At 65.8% G+C, this 19,585-nt stretch carries 19 protein-coding genes; 7 read left to right on the forward strand and 12 right to left on the reverse strand.

Features of this window, described 5'->3' with window-relative positions; all coding sequences use genetic code 11:
- Positions 1-389 precede the first annotated feature (389 nt).
- The 8 genes from G342_RS0102445 to efp form a co-directional block, all read right to left on the reverse strand.
- A complete protein-coding gene (locus G342_RS0102445) occupies positions 390-1,004 on the reverse strand; it encodes an OmpA family protein (RefSeq protein ID WP_018181514.1) in 615 nt (204 codons plus the stop codon).
- A 23-nt stretch (positions 1,005-1,027) separates the two neighbouring features.
- The gene (locus G342_RS0102450) at positions 1,028-1,435 is read right to left on the reverse strand and encodes a cysteine rich repeat-containing protein (RefSeq protein ID WP_026304045.1); all 408 of its coding nucleotides are present in this window, start codon (positions 1,433-1,435) and stop codon (positions 1,028-1,030) included.
- Positions 1,436-1,658: 223 nt separating this feature from the next.
- Entirely contained in the window at positions 1,659-2,114 is a 456-nt protein-coding gene (gene aac(6'), locus G342_RS0102455; RefSeq protein ID WP_018181516.1) for an aminoglycoside 6'-N-acetyltransferase, read from the reverse strand.
- A 37-nt stretch (positions 2,115-2,151) separates the two neighbouring features.
- Positions 2,152-2,946: a class I SAM-dependent methyltransferase gene (locus G342_RS0102460; protein ID WP_018181517.1), complete on the reverse strand. Its 795-nt coding sequence runs from the start codon at positions 2,944-2,946 to the stop codon at positions 2,152-2,154.
- A 141-nt stretch (positions 2,947-3,087) separates the two neighbouring features.
- Positions 3,088-3,504, reverse strand: coding sequence for a hypothetical protein (locus G342_RS0102465; protein ID WP_026304046.1), 417 nt, complete (start codon positions 3,502-3,504; stop codon positions 3,088-3,090).
- A gap of 102 nt (positions 3,505-3,606) precedes the next feature.
- On the reverse strand, positions 3,607-4,215 hold the full coding sequence (locus tag G342_RS0102470) for a methyltransferase family protein (RefSeq protein WP_156830763.1): 609 nt from the start codon (positions 4,213-4,215) through the stop codon (positions 3,607-3,609).
- 80 nt (positions 4,216-4,295) lie between these two features.
- Complete coding sequence (locus G342_RS23000) at positions 4,296-5,735, reverse strand: putative bifunctional diguanylate cyclase/phosphodiesterase (protein WP_198010723.1); 1,440 nt, start codon at positions 5,733-5,735, stop codon at positions 4,296-4,298.
- A gap of 507 nt (positions 5,736-6,242) precedes the next feature.
- Positions 6,243-6,809, reverse strand: coding sequence for an elongation factor P (efp, locus tag G342_RS0102485; protein WP_018181522.1), 567 nt, complete (start codon positions 6,807-6,809; stop codon positions 6,243-6,245).
- 143 nt (positions 6,810-6,952) lie between these two features.
- Here efp and epmA point away from each other — a divergent pair, with 143 nt between their 5' ends.
- From epmA to G342_RS0102500, 3 genes are all read left to right on the forward strand, one after another.
- Positions 6,953-7,996 (forward strand): EF-P lysine aminoacylase EpmA, encoded by a 1,044-nt coding sequence (gene epmA / locus G342_RS0102490; RefSeq protein WP_026304047.1) that lies wholly within the window; start codon positions 6,953-6,955, stop codon positions 7,994-7,996.
- 16 nt (positions 7,997-8,012) lie between these two features.
- Complete coding sequence (locus G342_RS0102495; protein ID WP_018181524.1) at positions 8,013-9,083, forward strand: lysine-2,3-aminomutase-like protein; 1,071 nt, start codon at positions 8,013-8,015, stop codon at positions 9,081-9,083.
- A 66-nt stretch (positions 9,084-9,149) separates the two neighbouring features.
- On the forward strand, positions 9,150-9,794 hold the full coding sequence (locus tag G342_RS0102500; protein WP_018181525.1) for an FMN-binding negative transcriptional regulator: 645 nt from the start codon (positions 9,150-9,152) through the stop codon (positions 9,792-9,794).
- Positions 9,795-9,804: 10 nt separating this feature from the next.
- Here G342_RS0102500 and G342_RS0102505 read toward each other — a convergent pair whose 3' ends face one another.
- The 3 genes from G342_RS0102505 to G342_RS0102515 form a co-directional block, all read right to left on the reverse strand.
- On the reverse strand, positions 9,805-10,749 hold the full coding sequence (locus G342_RS0102505) for a protein-methionine-sulfoxide reductase heme-binding subunit MsrQ (protein WP_018181526.1): 945 nt from the start codon (positions 10,747-10,749) through the stop codon (positions 9,805-9,807).
- A gap of 66 nt (positions 10,750-10,815) precedes the next feature.
- A complete protein-coding gene (locus G342_RS0102510; RefSeq protein ID WP_018181527.1) occupies positions 10,816-11,469 on the reverse strand; it encodes a chloramphenicol phosphotransferase CPT family protein in 654 nt (217 codons plus the stop codon).
- Between the two features lie 48 nt (positions 11,470-11,517).
- Positions 11,518-12,444 carry a carbohydrate kinase family protein gene (locus tag G342_RS0102515; protein WP_026304048.1) on the reverse strand — a complete coding sequence of 309 codons (927 nt, stop codon included), beginning with the start codon at positions 12,442-12,444 and terminating at the stop codon, positions 11,518-11,520.
- Positions 12,445-12,666: 222 nt separating this feature from the next.
- Here G342_RS0102515 and G342_RS0102520 point away from each other — a divergent pair, with 222 nt between their 5' ends.
- The 4 genes from G342_RS0102520 (at position 12,667) to G342_RS0102535 (ending at position 17,691) form a co-directional block, all read left to right on the forward strand.
- Positions 12,667-13,404, forward strand: a complete 738-nt coding sequence (locus tag G342_RS0102520; RefSeq protein WP_018181529.1) for a cytochrome c biogenesis CcdA family protein — start codon at positions 12,667-12,669, stop codon at positions 13,402-13,404.
- A 105-nt stretch (positions 13,405-13,509) separates the two neighbouring features.
- On the forward strand, positions 13,510-14,865 hold the full coding sequence (gene glmU / locus G342_RS0102525; RefSeq protein WP_018181530.1) for a bifunctional UDP-N-acetylglucosamine diphosphorylase/glucosamine-1-phosphate N-acetyltransferase GlmU: 1,356 nt from the start codon (positions 13,510-13,512) through the stop codon (positions 14,863-14,865).
- Between the two features lie 124 nt (positions 14,866-14,989).
- Complete coding sequence (glmS, locus tag G342_RS0102530) at positions 14,990-16,810, forward strand: glutamine--fructose-6-phosphate transaminase (isomerizing) (RefSeq protein ID WP_018181531.1); 1,821 nt, start codon at positions 14,990-14,992, stop codon at positions 16,808-16,810.
- 143 nt (positions 16,811-16,953) lie between these two features.
- The gene (locus G342_RS0102535) at positions 16,954-17,691 is read left to right on the forward strand and encodes a DUF502 domain-containing protein (protein WP_018181532.1); all 738 of its coding nucleotides are present in this window, start codon (positions 16,954-16,956) and stop codon (positions 17,689-17,691) included.
- Positions 17,692-17,822: 131 nt separating this feature from the next.
- On the opposite strand, the gene G342_RS0102540 is transcribed toward G342_RS0102535, so the two are convergent.
- Entirely contained in the window at positions 17,823-19,580 is a 1,758-nt protein-coding gene (locus G342_RS0102540) for a chloride channel protein (RefSeq protein ID WP_018181533.1), read from the reverse strand.
- Positions 19,581-19,585: the final 5 nt, after the last annotated feature.

Here is a 19,585-nt window from a genome sequence, read left to right on the forward strand (position 1 = left end):
GGCCCCGCGCGGCGCGCCTCAAAAGGCGCAGCCAATCGCTCGGCCGGTGCATGGATTTCAGGGGTCTTGAATGTCGCTTGCCTGGCGCCGCTCTTGCTCTCGCAGGTAGCAGCACCAGGCAGTCAGCCCGTTTGGAGGCTGCCTTTGCAAAGGATGAGGGTGGCAAAGGAAACGATGCGCATGATCAATATCTCGGCCATACGGCCGGGATTGTCAAACTGCCCCGGCGGGTCACTCCGCCGCACGGCGCGAGGCCGCGTGGACCTGCCAGCGACAGCCGCCGCCATCGGAAAAGGCGGCCCCTTGTCGGGAGCCGCCTCGATTGATTCTGTCCCGCGGGACCAGATCAAAGCCGCGAGTCTGCGAATCCCTTTGCCGCGGACGCGCGGCTACTTGCCCGGGAGATACTTGCCGATATTGATCAGTTGGACCCGGCGATTGATCGGGTTTTTCGGGTTCTTGACGTCCTGCAGCGCTTCCTGGCCGAGGCCGACGGCTTCCACCCGCGCCGGATCGACATGATAGGTCGTGGTCAGCGCTTCGACGACGGCGTCGGCGCGTGCTTGGCTCAGCGCCAGATTGTCCTTGCGGTTGCCGGTGGTGTCGGTATTGCCCGTGACGACGAACTTGTAGCCGCCGAGCACCGGATGATGCAGCGCATCGGCGATCGAGCCGATGGTCGCGTAGGATTCCGGCCGGATGATCGCTGAATTCAGCGCGAACTGGATCTGGACGTCGACCTGGGCGAGGCTATCCAGCAGCTCCAGCGGTTTCCAGGTGATCGGCATGCCGGGATTGTCGATCATGTGCTGCTGCACGGCCTGGCGGATCAGGGCCGCGGACAGGCCGGGAGGAGCGGCCCGTGCGGCGCTGTTCATGGTCTGGATGATCTGGTTGCCGCTCAGCGCGGTCTGCGCGCTGGCAGGGCCACTTGCGGCGCTTGCCAGCAGGACGGCGGCGGCCAAGGCGAGGCCGCGCGAGCCGGCCGGTATGCGCGATGTCATTCGGGTTTCCTTCGACATGACGTTCAATTCCAGCCGGCGTTGGTGATGGCGGCGGTGCAGCGCTTGCTGACGACCTTCTTGGCTGCATTCAGGCAGCCGAGATAATGCGCGTTGCCGGGCGCTGTGCCCTGGCAGAACTGGGTGGCGTCGCCGCGGCAGGCCTTGGTGACCGCCGCCTGGGCGGCCAGGCGGGCGTCGAGCGACGCCACGACGGCCTTGTAGTCGGCGATGCATTGCGGATTGATCTTCGAGGCCTTGGCGGCAAGGCAGTCCTTCAGCGCGCCGCCGCCCAAATTGACCTTCGGGCAATACTTCTCGATGTCCTTGCCGCAGCTCTTCGCCAGCAGCGCTCCCGCCTCGGAATAACTGATCGTCTGAGCCGACACCTGGCCGGCCAAGCCAAGCCATAGCGCCGCCGCAAGACTAGTCACGATTAGTCTCATGGTTGGATCTCCCCCTGTCGTCTCACATTCGCCTTTCCCCGCGAGCCGCGACGCCGCGTCAGATGTCGCGCGGATGCCTGCCGAGCTCGGCAATGCTGACGGGGTGGCTACACGCTACTGAGCGGCCGAAGAAGAGTCCATGCTGATCCGAGTGACCGGGCGATCACTTTCTTTTCCAGGGCGAGCATTCCGCTTCGTCATGGAGAAGTCTTCAAAGGGGCTTCCGAAAGAAGACCACGCGCTGGGTCTCGCTGAAGCCCATCCCCGCATGAAAATCATGGCTCTGGGTGTTGGCGAGGTCGGCGTCCGATCCCATTTCGGTGCATCCCTGGCCGCGTCCCCAGTCCTCGATCGCCGACAACAGACGCTTGCCGATGCCGGACCTGCGATGGCTGGCGCGCACGTAGATGCCCTCGAGAAAGGCGACGGGCGAGGTCTTGCAACCGTTGACGTAGTCGTGCCGCAGCGAGGCTTCGGCAAAGCCGATGGCTGTGCCCCGATCGAGGGCGATGAAGGCCACCTGGGCCCGGCCGGCTGGGATCTCGGCAAGGAAGGTCTCGATGTCGGCGGCATGTTCTGCCGCCGTCCCATTCGGCCATAGCTCGGCGCGCAGTTCGGCCCAACCTTGCCGATGACGGGCCTCTGCCAGCTCGATCGCGACATCCACGGGGCTGCTCCTCGCGTTCATCTGGATCCCATTCGTATCAGGCCGCCTTCCGGCTCCGGAACAGGCCTGTCTCCTTCTGGGTTTCCAGCGCACCCTTGCCACGCGCGAAGGCACGGTCGATTGCCTGACGGAAGGAGTTGAGCTCGATCTCGCCGGCGCGGTCGCCGGGCGGATAGGAGGTGAGGGCGAGGAATATGTCGTCGGGATCGGTGATCCGAAGCACGGCCGGATAGCGCGACAGGCTGACATTGCCGAACTGCGATCGCATCAGCCGTTCGGCGGTGTCGAAGCCGAATATCGCCGCGGATGGATCGGTTGGGGCGCTGCCGAAGACGGTGGCGAGTTCGTAGAGTTCCCGCATGTTGCCGACGCCGTTGGTGGTGACGGCGAGAGTCCCGCCCGGCTTCAGGACGCGGAACATCTCCGCGATGGCGGCCGCCGGATCGGCCACGTGATAGAGCATGTGGGCGGCAAGACCCGTATCGAAGGTGCCATCCTCGAAGGGGAGGCTCGTGACGTCCGCGACTTGGCCATCGACCGCCTTGAACGGCAGCGGGCGGCAGCGTTGCACGGCTTCGTCGACCATGCCGGGCGACAGGTCCGCCAGCGTCAGTTCCAGCCCTTGCGGCACGTCGTTCGCCGCCTCGGACCAGAGCCAGCCCGGCCCGCAGCCGATGTCGAGGACGTGGTCTCCCGACTTGAGGTCCAGCTGTCGCAATACCCAGGAGAACCAGGGCGTTTCGGCGATCGTATAGTCCCGGTTGAGCCGGGCTCGCGCCCGGAGCTTCCGGCTGTCGCCATACTGCCTGGCATTCTCCTCGTGGGTCGACATTTCGTCACCTCTGAGATCGGGGAGGCCGGGAGCCTCGACCGCCCGCCGAAGGGCCCCGATCCCTGTCGCGGGAGAAGGCTCCGTCGTGTGGGCGGTGAGGGGCGCCCGCCCGAAAGGGCGGACGCCGTCTTGCTGAGTGCGTTACCGCGCTGCGGAACGGATGATGTCGCAGAGGCCGGTACGGACGATCTTCTTGTCGGTCACCTGGCGCGCCTGGATACTGAAGACGGCGTCGACGCGCGTGCTCTTGCCACGCGGACGGACGACGGCGCGCAGCGTCTGGATGCGGCCCGAACCGGACGTTTCCTGATGCGCATCGACGGTCGAAAGCTGCTTGTTGATGCGGACGCCGGAGAAACCCTGTGCCGACATTTCCTGCGCGATCCGCTTCAGGGCGACCTCCGCCTTCAGCCTGGGAAAATCCTGCCACGTCTTGTAGCTGACGGCGGTCACCATCGGCACGCCGCTGACCGTGAAGTTCTGTTCGCAGCTGGCCGCAAGGGCACTGCCCGAAGCCAGGCCGACGATCGATAGGCCCAAGAGGAGTCTCGCTAGCATTTCCGTATGATTCCATGGTCGATTGCAGAGCCTGCCCCCGACCTGCCTATCAAACAATGCCATGCCCGCAAAGCGAGCGAGCCGCCGAAACTGGGGGGGCGATCAGAAGACGCGAAAGAGCACCGGCAGATAATGGTTCACCTGCAGGTATTCGAGCAGCTCCATGACCGGGAAGATCGCCAGGAACAGCAGACCGTCGAGGAAGGTGCGCTTCAGCGCTTCGGGCGAGAAGGACATCTCGGCGGAATCGCGGTAAAGCGACAGCTTCGGCCAGAACATCGGAGTCCGCGCCGCATAGCTGTCATAGCGCTCGCCGAACAGCGTGCTCAGATGGTCGGCTTCCTTGCTCGCGGTGACGAGGAACGCCCCATAGCTCAGCAGCCCCAGGAGGACAGCGACGAGGAGCGACCCGTACATCAGGCCGACGCCGACGGCGCCGATCGTCGAGAACAGATAGAGAGGATTGCGGGTCATCGAATAGGGACCCAGAGTCGTCAGGTCCCGGTTCTTGCGCGCGCCGATATAGAGGATGCTCCACATCCGCCCGGCGACGCAGACGAGCACGAAGGCAAAGCCGGCCATCTCGATCAGCTCATGGGGCCGTCCGCCCCAGACTGGCTCGGCCAGCAGCAGCGCTGCTGCCACGACCAGGGCACCGAGCTGGATCAGGTGAATGCGCAGTCTCTGGTTGAGCGGATGGGGTCTCATCATGGGATTCCGTGTGGCGTTGGCGCTGTGCTCTGCCCGAATTGTGCCTTATCCGAGGCAGCCGCGCGCAAGCCGGAACCGGCTCAGGAGGCCAGGGCGCGGATCGGCCGGCGTTCCTCCAGCCAGAGGCTCGTCTGTTCGGCCGAGATCGGTCGCCCGAACAGATAACCCTGGCCGATATCGCAGCCGATGTCGCGCAGCGTCGACAGGATTTCCGGAGCCTCGATGCCTTCCGCCGTGGTGGCGAGATTGAACGCACCGGCGAGCTGGACGATGGCGCGGACGATCCGCCAGTCCTCGTCGTTGCGCTGGGCGTTCGCCACGAAAGCCCGGTCGATCTTCAGGCGGTCGACCGGCAGGTCGTTCAGATGGCGAAGGCTCGAATAGCCGGTGCCGAAATCGTCGAGCGCGACGGAAATGCCGGCATTGCGCAGCGTCGTCAGGATCAGGCGGGCCGAGGACACCTGGTCAACCAGCGTGCTTTCGGTGATCTCCAGCTCCAGCCGCGCCGGCGGGAAGCCGGCCTTGGAGAGGATTGTGAGGATGCGCGACGCCATCAGCGGCTCGGCGAACTGGGTCGGCGAAATGTTCACCGACAGTCGTAGGTCGGACGGCCAGTTCCGGGCATCGTCGCAAGCCCGCGCCAGCAACGTGTAGAACATCTCGCCGATGCGGCCGGATTCCTCGGCCAGCGGAATGAACGAGGCCGGCGGGATGATGCCGTGGACCGGATGCTGCCAGCGCGCCAGCACTTCGAATCCAATCAGCTTGTCGCCATTCAGCGCAATCAGCGGCTGGTAGAAGGGCACGATTTCGCCGGCGGCCAAAGCGCGCTTGAGATCGGTCTCCAGCATGCGCCGATCCTTCATGGCCTCGTCCATTCCGGTCTCGAACGTGCGGACCGTTCCGCGCGCGTTGCGCTTGGCGTCATAGAGCGCGACATCGGCCGCGTGCAGCATTTCCTCGCCCGTCACGGCGCGGTTCTCCGAAGCCGCCAGGCCGATCGTCGCGCCGACGCGGACGAAGCCGTTCTGGATCGGGATCGGGGCCGCCAGGCTTTCGAGCAGGCGGCGACCGACGCGTCCCGGTATGCCGCCGCGATCATCCTCCAGCATGACGACGAATTCGTCGCCGCCGAGCCGCGCGACGGTAGAGTTGGTTTCCTGAAAGCTGCCGAGGCGGCGCGCCGTTTCCTTCAGCACATCGTCGCCGGCGGCATGGCCATGCGTGTCGTTGACGATCTTGAAGCGGTCGAGATCGATCAGCAGCACCGCGACAGGCGGCCCGCCGGCGCGCCAGGATTCGAGCGCCTTTTCGAGGGACCGCATGAAGGCGGCCCGATTGTGTAGTCCGGTCAGTGAATCAATGCGGGCGCTGGCGTGGAGCTGACGCTGCTTGCGATGCGAGCGATCGAGGGCACGGCGCAGGCGCATATGGGTCTTGAACAGAAGCAGGCCGATCGCAAGCGCCAGCAGCAGGCTGGTGATCAGATACATCAAGAAAGGCGCAAAGCCATGAGCCATGTCACTGGCCATAAGGCCGGCGACGGCAAAGAAAAGTGCGCCTACTCCCAGAACCAGGATGCCGATCATCATGCTATTGCCCACCGCGCCCTGGAGCTTCCACGCAAGGCGCACCGATCGAGTGGTGCGCAGCGCCAGGACCCCCCAGTCCGACCCATGATCAGAGTCAGGGACAAGGGGCAGTCAAGTCAATAGAAGATTTGCGCTATATTTTGAACAACCGCTTTATCTGCAGCGAATGCAGTAATATCTCAGTGATCGTGCCGCTACGGAAACCTAGCGGAAGTAGCGCCGCAAACGGCGGCCAAGCAAGGGGATACGTTCCCGGCACGACCGTCGCTGTTTCGCTCCAGCCTGATCTATAGGAGGAGCAGGGCGAGCCGGAGCGTTGTCAAAAACCTGACAGCGGCCTCTTTCTTCGACAGCATAAAAAATGGCGCCGAGCTGGGCTCGGCGCCATGGAAGAGGGGGTAAGCCATGGCCGGGCCATGACAGAGGCGCGGGACGTCAGTCCTTGGCGCGCTCGACGTAGGAACCGTCCTCGGTCAGGACGACGATTCGCGTGCCCGGGCCGATATGCGGCGGCACCATCGAACGGACACCGTTCGACAGGATCGCCGGCTTGTAGGACGAGGAAGCGGTCTGGCCCTTGGTGGTCGGCTCCGTCTCGACGACTTCGAGCGTCATGCGCTGCGGCAGCACGATGCCGACGGCCTGATCCTCGAAGATCGACAGGCGGACGACCATGCCTTCCTGCAGGTACGGCGCTGCATCGCCGACAACGGCCGGCGAAACGATCAGCTGCTCGAAGTTCTCGGTGTTCATGAAGGTGAAGCCTTCGCCGTCCTGGAACAGGAAGGAGAAGTCACGATCCTCGACGAAAGCACGCTCGACCTGTTCGGTCGTCTTGTAGCGGTTCGAGATCTTCACGCCGTCGGCGAGGCCGCGCATGTCGATCTGCGTGGTCGGCGTACCCTTGCCCGGGTGGAAGCTTTCGGCCGTGAGAACGGCGTAGAGTTTGCCATCGATCTCGAGAATGTTGCCCTTGCGGACCTGGCTGGCGATAACCTTCACGAATTAAATCCTCAGATTGGCGTCGGCGCCCGTACAAAGGCGCGATAATGGCGCGCACCATAGCGATTCCGCTGGTTCGCGCCAGTCGAATCTCGCCGGTGGCCACGGTGCCGATCCGGGTCGACGACAGGAGAACGCAACGAATGACCAGAGCCTCGCCCTGGTGGTCGCCCCATGTGCATGCCGATCGCCGGCCGTTCCTCATGAAGCGGGGGCGCATCAAATCGTCTGTGCATGACTGGTTCCAGGCGCGCGACTTCGTCGAGGTCGAATGCGGAATCCTGCAGGTGTCGCCGGGCAACGAGGCCCATCTGCATGCCTTTGCCACTGAGCGGGTGTTTCCGGACGGCACGCGCCAGCCGCTCTACCTGCACACCTCGCCGGAATTCGCGGCCAAGAAGATTCTGGCCGCTGGCGAGGAGCGGATCTATTCGCTCGGGCCGGTGTTCCGGAACCGGGAACTGGGGCCGCGCCATGCCTGCGAATTCACAATGCTGGAATGGTATCGCGCCGGCGCGCCCTACGAGGTCCTGATGGAGGATTGCGCCGCGCTGCTGGCGCGCGCCGCCGAGGCGGCCGAGACGCTGCGCTTTGAGCATCGCGGCCAGGTTTCGGACCCGTTCGCCGAGCCCGAGCGCGTCACCGTTGCGGAAGCGTTTCTTCGCCACGCAGGCATCGACCTCTTGGCGACGCTCGCCGCGGACGGATCGGCCGACAGGGACGCGTTGGCCGAGCAGGCGACGGCGACCGGTATCCGCATCGTCTTGGACGACAGCTGGAGCGATATTTTCAGCCGCATCATCGCCGAGAAGGTCGAGCCGCATCTGGGGCAGGGCAGGCCGACGATCCTCTGCGAATATCCGGTGGTCGAGGCGGCGCTGGCGCGGCCGAAGGCGGGTGATCCGCGCGTCGCCGAGCGGTTTGAGCTCTATTGCTGCGGCGTCGAGCTCGCCAATGGTTTCGGCGAGCTGACCGACCCGGCCGAGCAGCGCCGCCGCTTCATCGCCGAGATGGACGAGAAGGAGCGCGTCTATGGCGATCGCTATCCGCTCGACGAGGACTTTCTAGCGGCACTAGCCATCATGCCGCAGGCTTCCGGCATCGCGCTCGGCTTCGACCGGCTCGTGATGCTGGCGACCGGCGCACCGCGCATCGATACGGTGATCTGGACTCCGGCGGCCGAATGATCGAAAGAGTGCGGCCATGCCGCGCTCACCCGTCATTCCGCTGGAAAAATCGCTGACCCTGCGTTCGCCCGCAGCCCTGGTCGAGGCGGGTCTTGCGCCGGCCTCGGCGCGTGAGGGGCTCGACCGCGTGGCGGAACGCTATGCCGTGGCGGTGACACCGGCGGTGGCGAAGCTGATCGACGCGAGCGATCCGCAGGACCCGATCGCGGCGCAGTTCGTGCCGACGACCGCCGAGCTGACCACGCTGCCGGAGGAGCGCGCCGATCCGATTGGCGACGACGCGCATAGTCCGGTGCCTGGCCTCGTGCATCGCTACCCGGACCGGGTGCTTTTGAAGCTCGTCCATGTCTGCGCCGTCTATTGCCGCTTCTGTTTCCGGCGCGAGACGGTCGGTCCCGGCGGTCCGACCATGCTCGGCGAGGCGGAACTGGAAGCCGCGCTCGCCTATGTGCGGGAGCGGCCGGAGATCTGGGAGATTGTCTTCACCGGCGGCGACCCGCTGGTGATCGCGCCGCGCCGGCTGGCCGAATTGCTCGAGCGCTTCCGCGCCATCGAGCACGTCAAGATCCTGCGCTTTCACACGCGGGTGCCAGTCGTCGACCCGGCCCGCGTCACGGCCGAGCTGGTCGCGGCGCTGCGGAGCACTGGCAAAACTGTCTATGTCGCGATCCATGCCAACCATCCGCGCGAACTGACGGCGGAGGCTCGCTCGGCGCTCGCGCGCCTCGCCGATGCGGGCATTGCCCTGGTCAGCCAGACGGTGCTGCTGAAGGGCATCAATGACGATCCCGAGACAATGGCGGCGCTGATGCGCGGCTTCGTCGAGGCGCGGGTGAAGCCCTATTACCTGCACCATGGCGATCTCGCGCCGGGCACCAGCCATTTCCGCACCTCGATCGCTGAGGGGCAGGCGCTGATGCGGGCGCTGCGCGGCAGGCTGTCCGGCCTGGCGCAGCCGACCTATGTGCTCGATATTCCCGGCGGGTTCGGCAAGGTGCCGGTCGGACCGGACTATGTGCGCGCCGACGGCTCCGTGATCGATCCGAATGGCGGCGAGCACGACTACCGCTTCCACGACGTGGTATGAGCCCACATTGTCGCCGGCATACGTCCGGTGTCAGGATCTCCGGATTGTCGCAGACGAGGATCGACCGTGTACCAGCCGCCCCATTTTCGCGAAGACCGGCTCGAGGTGATGCATGGGCTCATGCGCGCCCAGCCGCTCGCCATGCTGGTGACGGCCGGCGAGGGCGGGCTGATGGCCAATCTGGTGCCGTTCCTGATTGATCCCGACCAGGGCGAGTTCGGCCTGCTCAGGGCGCATCTCGCCAAGGCCAATGACCAGCTCAACGCGCTGCGCGCCGGCGCGGAGGCGATGGTCCTGTTCCAGGGGCCGAACGCCTATGTGACGCCGAACTGGTATGCCTCCAAGGCCGAGAACCACAAGGTAGTGCCGACCTGGAATTATGTGACCGTGCATGCCTGGGGCACGCCGCGTGTCCTCGAATCGACCGAATGGCTGCGCCAGCAGGTCGGCGAGCTGACCGATGTCAGCGAGCGCGTGCACGCTCGGCCCTGGAGCGTCGACGACGCGCCGGAGCCGTTCGTCGCCGGGCAGTTGAAGGGCATTGTCGGCCTCGAAATTCCGATTGCCCGGATCGAGGGCAAGTGGAAAGTCAGCCAGAACCGGTCGCTCGCCGACCGGCACGGCGTGGTCGATGGGCTGACCCGCGACCGGTCCGACGCGCGAGACATGGCGGCGCTCGTCGCCGAACGCATGCCGCGCGGCACGGAATAGAGACCAGTCGCTAGGCGACGGTTTCCTGCGGCCGCGGGGCGGGCGCTTCGGGATTTCCTGTCGTGGATCGGGCTGGGCGGCTGGGGCGTCTTGATGTCTTGGCGGGCAGGAAGCGACGCAGAACCGCCACCGCGATGATGGCGACGAGGATGCCGCCGACGATCCAGGCGGGACGAATGCCCGCGGCCGGATTGAAATTGGTCGGCAGCACGCGGCCGAAGGCGACCCCGATCTTCAGATAGTAATAGAGGGCCTCGCCGAACGCCGTTGCGACGGTGACCGTGGCGCCAAGAGCGATTGTCGCCGGCAGCGAGGCAATCCGCGCCTCGCCGAGCCAGGCCGCCAGCAGCCGCCAGCCCAGCAGCCAGACCGCCAGGGCGGCGATGACGATCGGTTCGGTGACGCCGAGCTTCGACTGCAGGAAGAAGTGCAGGGCGGCGAGGGCGATGATCGGATAGACGAGCCTGTGCAGGCGACGCCATTGGAGGCCGCCCAGTCGGCGCATCATCCCGTTGGTCGAGGTGACCGCAAGCGGGATCAGCAGGATCAGCACCATCAACCCGATCGTCAGATAGACGCGGGCGAAGATTTCGGACACGACCTTCGGGATGTCCCAGGCCAGGTCACCCGCATAGGCGACGAGATGGATCAGCACATAGGCGAAGGCGGCGTTGCCGAGTGTGCGGCGGACGAACACCAGCTCCGGCCAGCGCCAGACGTAGCGCAGCGGCGTGATGGCCAGCGTCAGCAGCAGGAAGCGGATGGCCCACAGGCCGGCCTGGTGGTTGATTTCGATCATCTGGCGGGGACCGAGCGTTCCCATCACGGCGCGGGCGATCAGCCAGAGGCCGGGCAGGAACACGCCGGCGAAGATAAGCGCCTTCAGCGGCGAGAAGGCGCCTTTCCTGTCCTGCCAGGGATAAAGGCGCGCGGCCGGTTCGGCGGATCGATTCATCGGGACCTCATGCTGTGCATTCAGTCCTCTTACGCTCGATCGGCGCAAAAGGTGTCACGACGGCCTTCAGCTTTCCGTGACTGACGGCATAGCTGCCAGTCGCTCGAAGGCGGTGGGCGCTGCAGGGCATTCGGCCAGCCGCTGTCGGATCATGGCCGCGCAGGTGGCCGGATCGTGTTGGGAGGTATCGACTTCGAGGTCATAGATGCCAGGCCGGTGAACCTCGCGCTGCCAGCGCAGGACTGGCTCCGGCACGGGATCGTCCAGCGTCCCCACGGCATAGAGACCCTCGCGCCCGGTCTGGCCGAGCTGGCGGCGTTGCAGGATGATTTCGATCGGGCAGCGGACGCCGACAAAGAGCACCGGCAGGCCGCGCAGGCGACGTGCGCAATCGGCGAGGATATGGAGCGGCTTGCTGTAGGCGTCGTGATGGCCGACATCGGCCACGACGTCGAGCCCGAGACGGCCATGCGCGGCGATCGATTCGTACAGCGCCGCGTAGAAGCGGGGAATGGCTTCCTCTAGATCCGGCCGCTCGCCGCCCGGCCGCAGGCCGATGCCGGGCCGGTAGCGCAGCGGCGTGATCGCGTTGACATAGGCGTCGACGCCCAGATTCATACAGGGGCCGTCATAGCTCTCCTGGATGGCGGCCGCGATGCTGGATTTCCCTGCTCGCGGCGCGCCGTTCAGGATGACGATCTGGCCCGGCCTGGCCGGCATGGTTTCTCTCCCGGTCTGTGTATGGCGGGAGCCGCGATCCCGTTCTGCTCAGGCGACCAGTTCGTGGCGCCATGGCGGGTTGGCGCCGGCGCGCGAACAGGTGATCGCGGCGACGCGGTTGGCGAAATCGAGCGCGTCCTTGAGGGCCGCGTGGTCGATGTTGCGGACGCCGTCGATGGTGAGGAGGCCCTTCTCGGAAAGCCGCGCGAGCAGGCCGCCGGTGAAGCTGTCGCCCGCGCCGACCGTATCGGCGATGACGACGGGAACGACCGGGCTGAACACGGTGCCGGTCGACGTGTAGGCGGTGACGCCGTTGCCGCCGCGTGTGACGACGACGAGCCCGGCACCGGCCTTGAGCCAGCCTGCCGCGATCTCGTCGGCCTCGATGCCCGGATGCAGCCATTCGAGGTCGGCGCCGGAGATCTTCACGATATCGGCGCCATGGGCGAACTGTTCGACGCGGGCGCAGAAGGCGTCGCGGTCGTGTATCAGCGTCGGACGGACATTGGGATCGTAGCAAAGCACGCGCTTGCCGCGATTGGCGTCCATGACGGCGGCGAGGCGGCCGACGATCGGCTCGGGAATCAGCGAGATCGAGCCGAAATGCAGCGCCTCGACCTCGTCGCCGATCGGCTCGTGCGCGGCGGGATCATGCAGGCGGCCGGCGGAGTTCTCGTCGAAGAAGGCATATTGCGGCTCGTCATGCAGCAGGCTGACGAAGGCAAGCGTCGTCGGGCGGGCCGAACGGCCGGCATATTTGAGGCTGACCTGGCTGCGCTCCAGTTCCTCCGCCAGCATCTCGCCGAAGAAGTCCGTCGAGATGCCTCCCAAAAAACCTGTCGGATTGCCGAGGCGTCCCGTCGTCAGAGCCACATTGTAGGGCGAACCGCCAACCTTCGGCTGATAGGAATCATTCCCGTTCGCATCCTTGACCGGCAAAAAGTCGATCAGGGCCTCGCCGCAACTCACGATCATGAAGCTCATCCTCCTGCAGGCGCATCCCGCCCTAAGCCCATTAGCGGAAGCGCGACGCGCCGCCAAGCCGGCGAAGGTGAGCCCGGCGCGTCGACCGGCCTGCGTCGAAACGGCAGGCGGCGGTTCGTCGCGTGTTTCGACGCAGGCTTTGCCTTATAAGGATGCGACGAGGATGGCATGAGGCCGTTCGTCGACCCTTGATGCGAGAACGACCGAGAGCCCATGTCGGCAGACGTTACACTCTGGGCCGCCCTGTTCGCCGGGCTGCTGTCCTTCGTTTCGCCCTGTGTGCTGCCTCTCGTGCCGCCCTATCTCTGCTATGTGACGGGGCTGAGCCTTGACGAGGTGACGGGCAGCAACGCCGATCGCCGCGTCCGCGGCGTCGTGCTGCGCTCGTCGCTCGCCTTTGTGCTCGGCTTCACCACGGTCTTCGTGCTGCTCGGCGCCACGGCCTCCGTGCTCGGCCGCGTCGTGGCGCGGCAGCAGGAGATGCTGTCGATCATTGCCGGCCTGGTGATCATCGTCATGGGCCTGCATTTCCTCGGCGTGTTCCGGATCAGCTTCCTGCAGCGTGAGGCGCGGGTGCAGGTGGCGAACCAGCCGGCGGGCCTTGCCGGCGCGTATGTTCTCGGCCTCGCCTTCGCCTTTGGCTGGACGCCCTGCATCGGACCGGTCCTGGCCTCGATTCTGTGGGTTGCCGGCAGCACCGACACGGTCGGTCGCGGCGCCGGACTGCTCGCCATCTATTCGCTCGGCCTCGGCATTCCGTTCATGATCGCGGCGGGGTTCGCAGGCCATTTCATCGGCGGGATGCGGCGGTTCCGTCGCTATATGCCGATGGTCGAGAAGGTGATGGGTGTCTTCCTGATTTTGACCGGCATCCTGTTCCTGACCGGCCAGATGACGGCGATGTCGTTCTGGCTGCTCGAGACCTTCCCGGCGCTTTCCCGGATCGGTTGAGCGGCCGGTCCGGCGGTTCGCCACATCATTGCTTGACCATCGCCGCCGCGATCGCGCAAAGCTTGCGCCTATTGCCGAACTTGCTGTCGTAATCTCGGAGGAAACATGCCGGATCGCTCTTCGCTCGCCATCGTGCTCGCCGCCGGCGAGGGCACGCGAATGCGCTCCGCGCTGCCGAAGGTGATGCATGCGGTCGCCGGCCTGCCGATGATCGGCCATGTGCTGAAGACGGCGACGGGCGCGGGCATCGAGCGCTTCGCTGTCGTTGTCGGCAAGGGTGCCGACGCCGTCCGCGCGTTCGCCATCAAGACGGCTCCCTCGGCATCGGTCGTCGAGCAGGTCGAGCGCCTCGGCACCGCGCATGCGGTGCTGGCCGCGCGCGCAGCGCTGGATCAGCCGGCTGACGACGTCCTCGTCCTCTACGGCGACACGCCCCTGGTTACCGCCGAAACGCTGGCGCGGATGCGCACCGAACTGGCGAAGGGTGCCAGCGTCGTCGTGCTCGGCTTCCGCCCCGAGGATCCGACCGGCTATGGCCGCCTGATCGAACGCGACGGACAGCTGGTGGCGATCCGCGAGGAGCGCGAGGCGAATGAGGGCGAGCGTGCCATCGGCTTTTGCAACGCCGGCCTGATGGGCTTTCGCGGTGATGCCGTGCTTGGCCTGCTCGACGCCATCGACAACAGCAACGCCAAGGGCGAGTACTATCTGACCGACGCCGTCGAAATCGCCAACCAGCGCGGCCTGGCCGTCGTCGCGATCGAGGCGGAAGCGGCCGAAGTCGGCGGCGTCAATACGCGGGTCGAACTCGCCGCTGTCGAGCGCATCTGGCAGGACCGTGCTCGCCAGCAGGCGCTGCTTTCGGGCGTCACCATGGTCGCGCCCGAGACTGTGTTCCTGTCGCATGACACGGTGCTCGCCCGTGACGTCACGATCGAGCCCAACGTCTTCTTCGGACCCGGGGTGAGGGTGGACGAGGGGGCCCTGATCCATGCCTTCTCGCATCTCACGGGCGCGCATCTGGAAGCCGGTGCCGAGATCGGGCCCTATGCGCGGCTCCGGCCGGGCGCCCAACTCGGCCCGAAGAGCAAGGTCGGCAATTTTGTCGAGATCAAGAACGCCGAGATCGGCGCCGGCGCCAAGATCAGCCACCTGACCTATATCGGCGACGCGCAGGTCGGCGCCGAGGCGAATGTCGGCGCCGGCACCGTCACCGGCAATTACGACGGCTACGACAAGGCGCTGACCATCATCGGTGAAGGCGCCTTCATCGGCTCGAACAGCGTTCTGGTCGCGCCGGTCACCATTGGCGACGGCGGCTATGTCGCGTCGGGCAGCGTCATCACCACTGACGTCGCGCCGGACGCACTGGCGATCGCGCGCGGTCGCCAGGTCGAGAAGCCCGGCTGGGCCGCCCGCTTCCGCGAAATGAAGTCAAAGACCAAGCGCGTGCGTGTCTGACCGGTTCGGTGAAGAGCCGAAACAGGATGTGATTTCGGTACCTTGGCTGAAAACGCTAAGAGGCCTCGTGAATAATCCATTGCATGCTGACGCCTTCGGGGCTCGCGAAACGGGGAACAGCTAAATGTGCGGAATTATCGGCATTCTGGGCCGGACGCCTGTCGCGCCTTTGCTCGTCGACGCACTGAAGCGGCTCGAGTATCGCGGCTATGATTCCGCAGGTATCGCGACGCTCGAGGCGGGCCATCTCAACCGGCTGCGCGCCGAGGGCAAGCTGCGCAACCTCGACGCCAAGCTGACGGCCTCGCCGCGCGCCGGCCTTTCCGGCATCGGCCATACGCGCTGGGCAACGCACGGCGCGCCGACCGAGCGCAACGCGCATCCGCACGCGACCGAACGGCTCGCCGTCGTCCACAACGGTATCATCGAGAACTTCCGCGAGCTTCGGCTCGAGATGGAAGCGGCGGGGCGCAGCTTTTCGTCGGATACCGATACCGAGGTCATCGCCCATCTGGTGACCGTCAATCTCGAAGGCGGCATGTCGCCGAAGGATGCCGTGCAGCAGGTGCTCGGCCGCCTCACCGGCGCCTTCTCGCTCGCTTTCCTGTTCGAGGGCGAGGAAGACCTCCTGATCGGCGCCCGTCGCGGCAGCCCGCTGGCGGTCGGCTGGGGCGATGGCGAGATGTTCCTCGGCTCGGACGCCATCGCACTCGGCCCGTTCACCGACGAGATCACCTATCTGAACGATGGCGACTGGGTCGTGCTGATGCGCTCGGGCGTCGAGATCTATGACGAGGCGGGACAGCTGGTCGAGCGCCCGCTGACGCGCCTGCAGGGCACCACTCATGTCGTCGACAAGGGCAATCATCGCCACTTCATGGTCAAGGAAGTGCATGAGCAGCCCGAGGTGGTCGGCCATACGCTGGCGCGCTATCTCGACCTTGTGAACGGCAGCGCCCGCGCGCCGGACGGCATCGATTTCAGCACGATCGACCGGTTGTCGATCACCGCCTGTGGCACCGCCTTCTATGCCGGGTTTGTCGCCAAATACTGGTTCGAGCGTTTCGCTCGCTTGCCGGTCGACATCGATATCGCGTCTGAATTCCGCTACCGCGAGCAGCCGCTCTCGAAGGATGGGCTTTCCATCGTTATCTCGCAGTCGGGCGAGACGGCCGACACGCTGGCGTCGCTGCGCTATGCCAAGAGCCAGGGCCAGAAGATCGCGGCGATCGTCAATGTGCGCGAATCGACCATCGCCCGCGAGGCGGATGTCGTGCTGCCGACGCTCGCCGGGCCGGAGATCGGCGTGGCCTCGACCAAGGCGTTCACGGCGCAGCTCTCGGTGCTGGCCGCCACGGCGGTCGCGGCCGGCCGGGCGCGCGGCGTCCTCAGCGGTGAAGAGGAGCAGGCCTTGGTCCGCGCGCTCAGCGAAGTGCCGCGCCTGATGCATGAGGCGCTGAAGCTCGAGGATCAGATCGAGGCGCTGGCGCGCGATCTCGCCAAGGTCAAGCACTGCCTCTATCTCGGCCGCGGCACCAGCTATCCGATCGCGCTGGAAGGCGCGCTGAAGCTGAAAGAGATCTCCTACATCCACGCCGAGGGCTATGCGGCGGGAGAGTTGAAGCACGGCCCGATCGCCCTGATCGACGAGGAAATGCCTGTTGTCGTCATCGCGCCCTACGACCACATCTTCGAGAAAACCGTCTCGAACATGCAGGAAGTCGCAGCGCGCGGCGGGCGGATCATCCTGATCACCGACGCGAAGGGCCGCGAGGCGGCGGCGATGGACACGATGGCGACCATCGTGCTGCCGGAGATGCCCGCCAGCATCACGCCGCTTGTTTACACGATCCCGGTGCAGCTGCTCGCCTATCACACGGCCGTCTTCATGGGCACCGATGTCGACCAGCCGCGCAACCTCGCCAAGTCGGTCACGGTGGAATAGGGCGGGCCGGCAGGATCGCCGTCTGGCGGGAACAAGCTTGCCGGGCGTGCCGTTTCCCTGGAGCGAGTATGTTCTGGCCATCGCTATGCCAGCCGTCATAATGGCGGACGGGTGTGGATTGAATCGGACGCATGGGCGGTTGAATGAGCTTTCAGGACCCTGAGCTTCCTCCTGTCGTCGAAACGGGCGGCAGCCGGCTGATCACGAGACTGCGGAACTACTTCCTGACCGGTCTCGTCATCGCGGCGCCGATCTCGATCACCATCTATCTGACCTGGTCGCTGATCAAATGGATCGACGGCTGGGTCAAGCCGGTGATCCCTCTCGAATACAGCCCGGACGCCTATCTGCCGTTTTCCGTGCCCGGTTTCGGCGTCTTCGTCGCCGTCGTCGCCCTGACGCTGCTCGGCTTCCTGACGGCGAACTTCGTCGGGCGTTCGCTCGTCCGCATCGGCGAGCAGCTGCTCAATCACACACCGCTGGTCCGCAATCTCTACAGCGCGCTGAAGCAGCTGTTCGAGACCGTCCTGTCCGGCAAGGGCGGCAAGTCGTTCCAGAAGGCGGCGCTGATCGAATTCCCGCGGAAGGGCGTGTGGTCGATCGTCTTCATCGCGACGGAGACCAAGGGCGAGATCCGCCAGAAGATCGGCAAGGACGGCGAGGACTGGGTCACCGTCTTCCTGCCGCCAACGCCGGCGCCGACGGCGGGTTTCATGATGTTCGTGCGCCGCGCCGAGCTCATCGAACTCGACATGACGGTCGAGGAGGCCGCGAAGCTGGTGATTTCGGCCGGCCTCGTTGCGCCCGAATATGAGCAGGCGGCGCAGAAGCTGGCGGTCGACCCGCCGGCCCCGGTGCTGACGCGGCGCTCCGGCAGCTAGCGCTTTCCAAACAAGCCCCGGTCGACGACCGGGGCCCTTCTTGTTTGCAGCTTACTATTCCATGAGATTGTCCTGCTCGTTGAACAATCTGGCCTGTGGCTCGACCGTATCGGCTGGTCCTGCGATCTGGCCTAGCTCTCGCCGGCGAGATTGCGGCGGGCCTTTTCCAGCTCTTCGGCATAGCGGCGGAAGAGGTGCGCCTCGGTCAGCAGGCCCACGACCTGGCGTGTCGTGGCGTCGTCGACGACCACCAGTTCGTCGCTCTCGGCCTTCTCGAACACCTTCGCCGCCGTCTGGGCGCTCATGCCCGGATAGAGCATCTTGTCGGCGTTGCGACAGAAGGGGGCGATCGTTTCCGCCTCGGTGGACGACGGCTCCGAATGGATCTCCGGGACAACGATGATTCCGGCGTAGCGCCCGTCCGGATCCGTCGCGACGACGCGTTGGGTCGAGCCTAACGGAAACAGGCTGCGAAACGCGTCGATCGGCATGGTGGCGAGAACGGTGCGGACGTCTGTCCGCATCATCCGCCCGACCGTCAGGCCCCGCAGCCAACCGATATCGATGGCGCTGCGGATCGTCTCGCCGCGCAGATGCAGTCGCCAGGTCGAAAACGAATAGCCGAAGAATTCGCGCACGGTGATGGCCGAGAGGATCGAGGCGGCGAGCACGATGCCCGTGATGGCGAGGTCGCCTGTCGCCTCCAACGCGAGGAATGTCATTGTCAGCGGCCCGCCGACAATGCCGACGCCGAGCGCCGTCATGGCGACGATCGCCGCCGCGGCGGGATCGATGGCGCTCGTCGGCACGATGAACGTGACCGTCATCGCAAACAACTTGCCGATCAGCGCGCCGAGGAAGAGCGAGGCGAAGAACATGCCGCCACGAAATCCGGATCCGAGCGATACTGCGACGCTGACGATCTTCATCACCAGGATTGTCACCAGCAGGCCGGCGGGAACCGCCTGGACCAGATTGACGTGCATCGCGCCATGGCCTGCGGCCAGCACCTGCGGGGTGTAGAGCGCCATGGCGCCGATGATGAGGCCGCCGACCAAGGGCCGGACGGCGCGGGGAAGGCGGCTCTTCTGGAAGGCGACATCGGCGAGCGTGACCAGCCGCATGATGGCGATCGCGGCGAAACCCGCCAGCACGCCGAGGATCAGGTAGGGCGGATAGTCCACGGCGCGAAGCGTCAGCGCGTTTGGCACCTCGATCGCGTAGGCGACGGCCCCCAGTCCCTGGGCAACGAGAAAGCCCGAGAGGGCCGCCGTCATGACCGGGGCGATGTTGGCGACGCTGTAGACGCCGATGATGAGCTCGAAGCTGTAGAAGGCGCCGGTCAGCGGCGCGCTGAAGGCGGCGGCGATGGCACCCGCCGCCCCGCAGCCGACGGCAGTGCGCAGGTCCGCCCGGCGAAGATGCAGGCGCTGGCCGATCCGTGACGCGACAGCGCTACCGACCTGCGTATAGCCGGCCTCCAGGCCGACCGAGGCTCCCGACCCGTTCGAGACGATCGCTTCGAAGGCGACGCGGAGACTGTCACGCAACGACATGCGGCCGCCATGCAGGGCATTGGCCTCGATCGGGTCGACGATCGGCTGGGATCGCCGGAACAGCCAGTAGACGCCACCCAGGACGATCCCGCCGCCCGCTGTCGCCAGAACCCGCCAGGACGGCGTGATCGCCAAGGCCGCGCTGAGAAAATCGTCGCGAGCGATGGCGAAGAGGACAACGTGAAGCCACTGGGCAAGGCGGCTCATCACCGTAACGGCGACGCCGGCGAGACAACCGATCAGCGCGGCGACGACCAGCAGGGACGGTTCGTCGGAGCGGACGAGCACGCGGGCGCGGGCGATGGCGCGGCCGGGGAGGTTGGCGAGTCTCATGCTAG

The organism is Kaistia granuli DSM 23481 (assembly GCF_000380505.1).
Lineage (GTDB): Bacteria > Pseudomonadota > Alphaproteobacteria > Rhizobiales > Kaistiaceae > Kaistia > Kaistia granuli.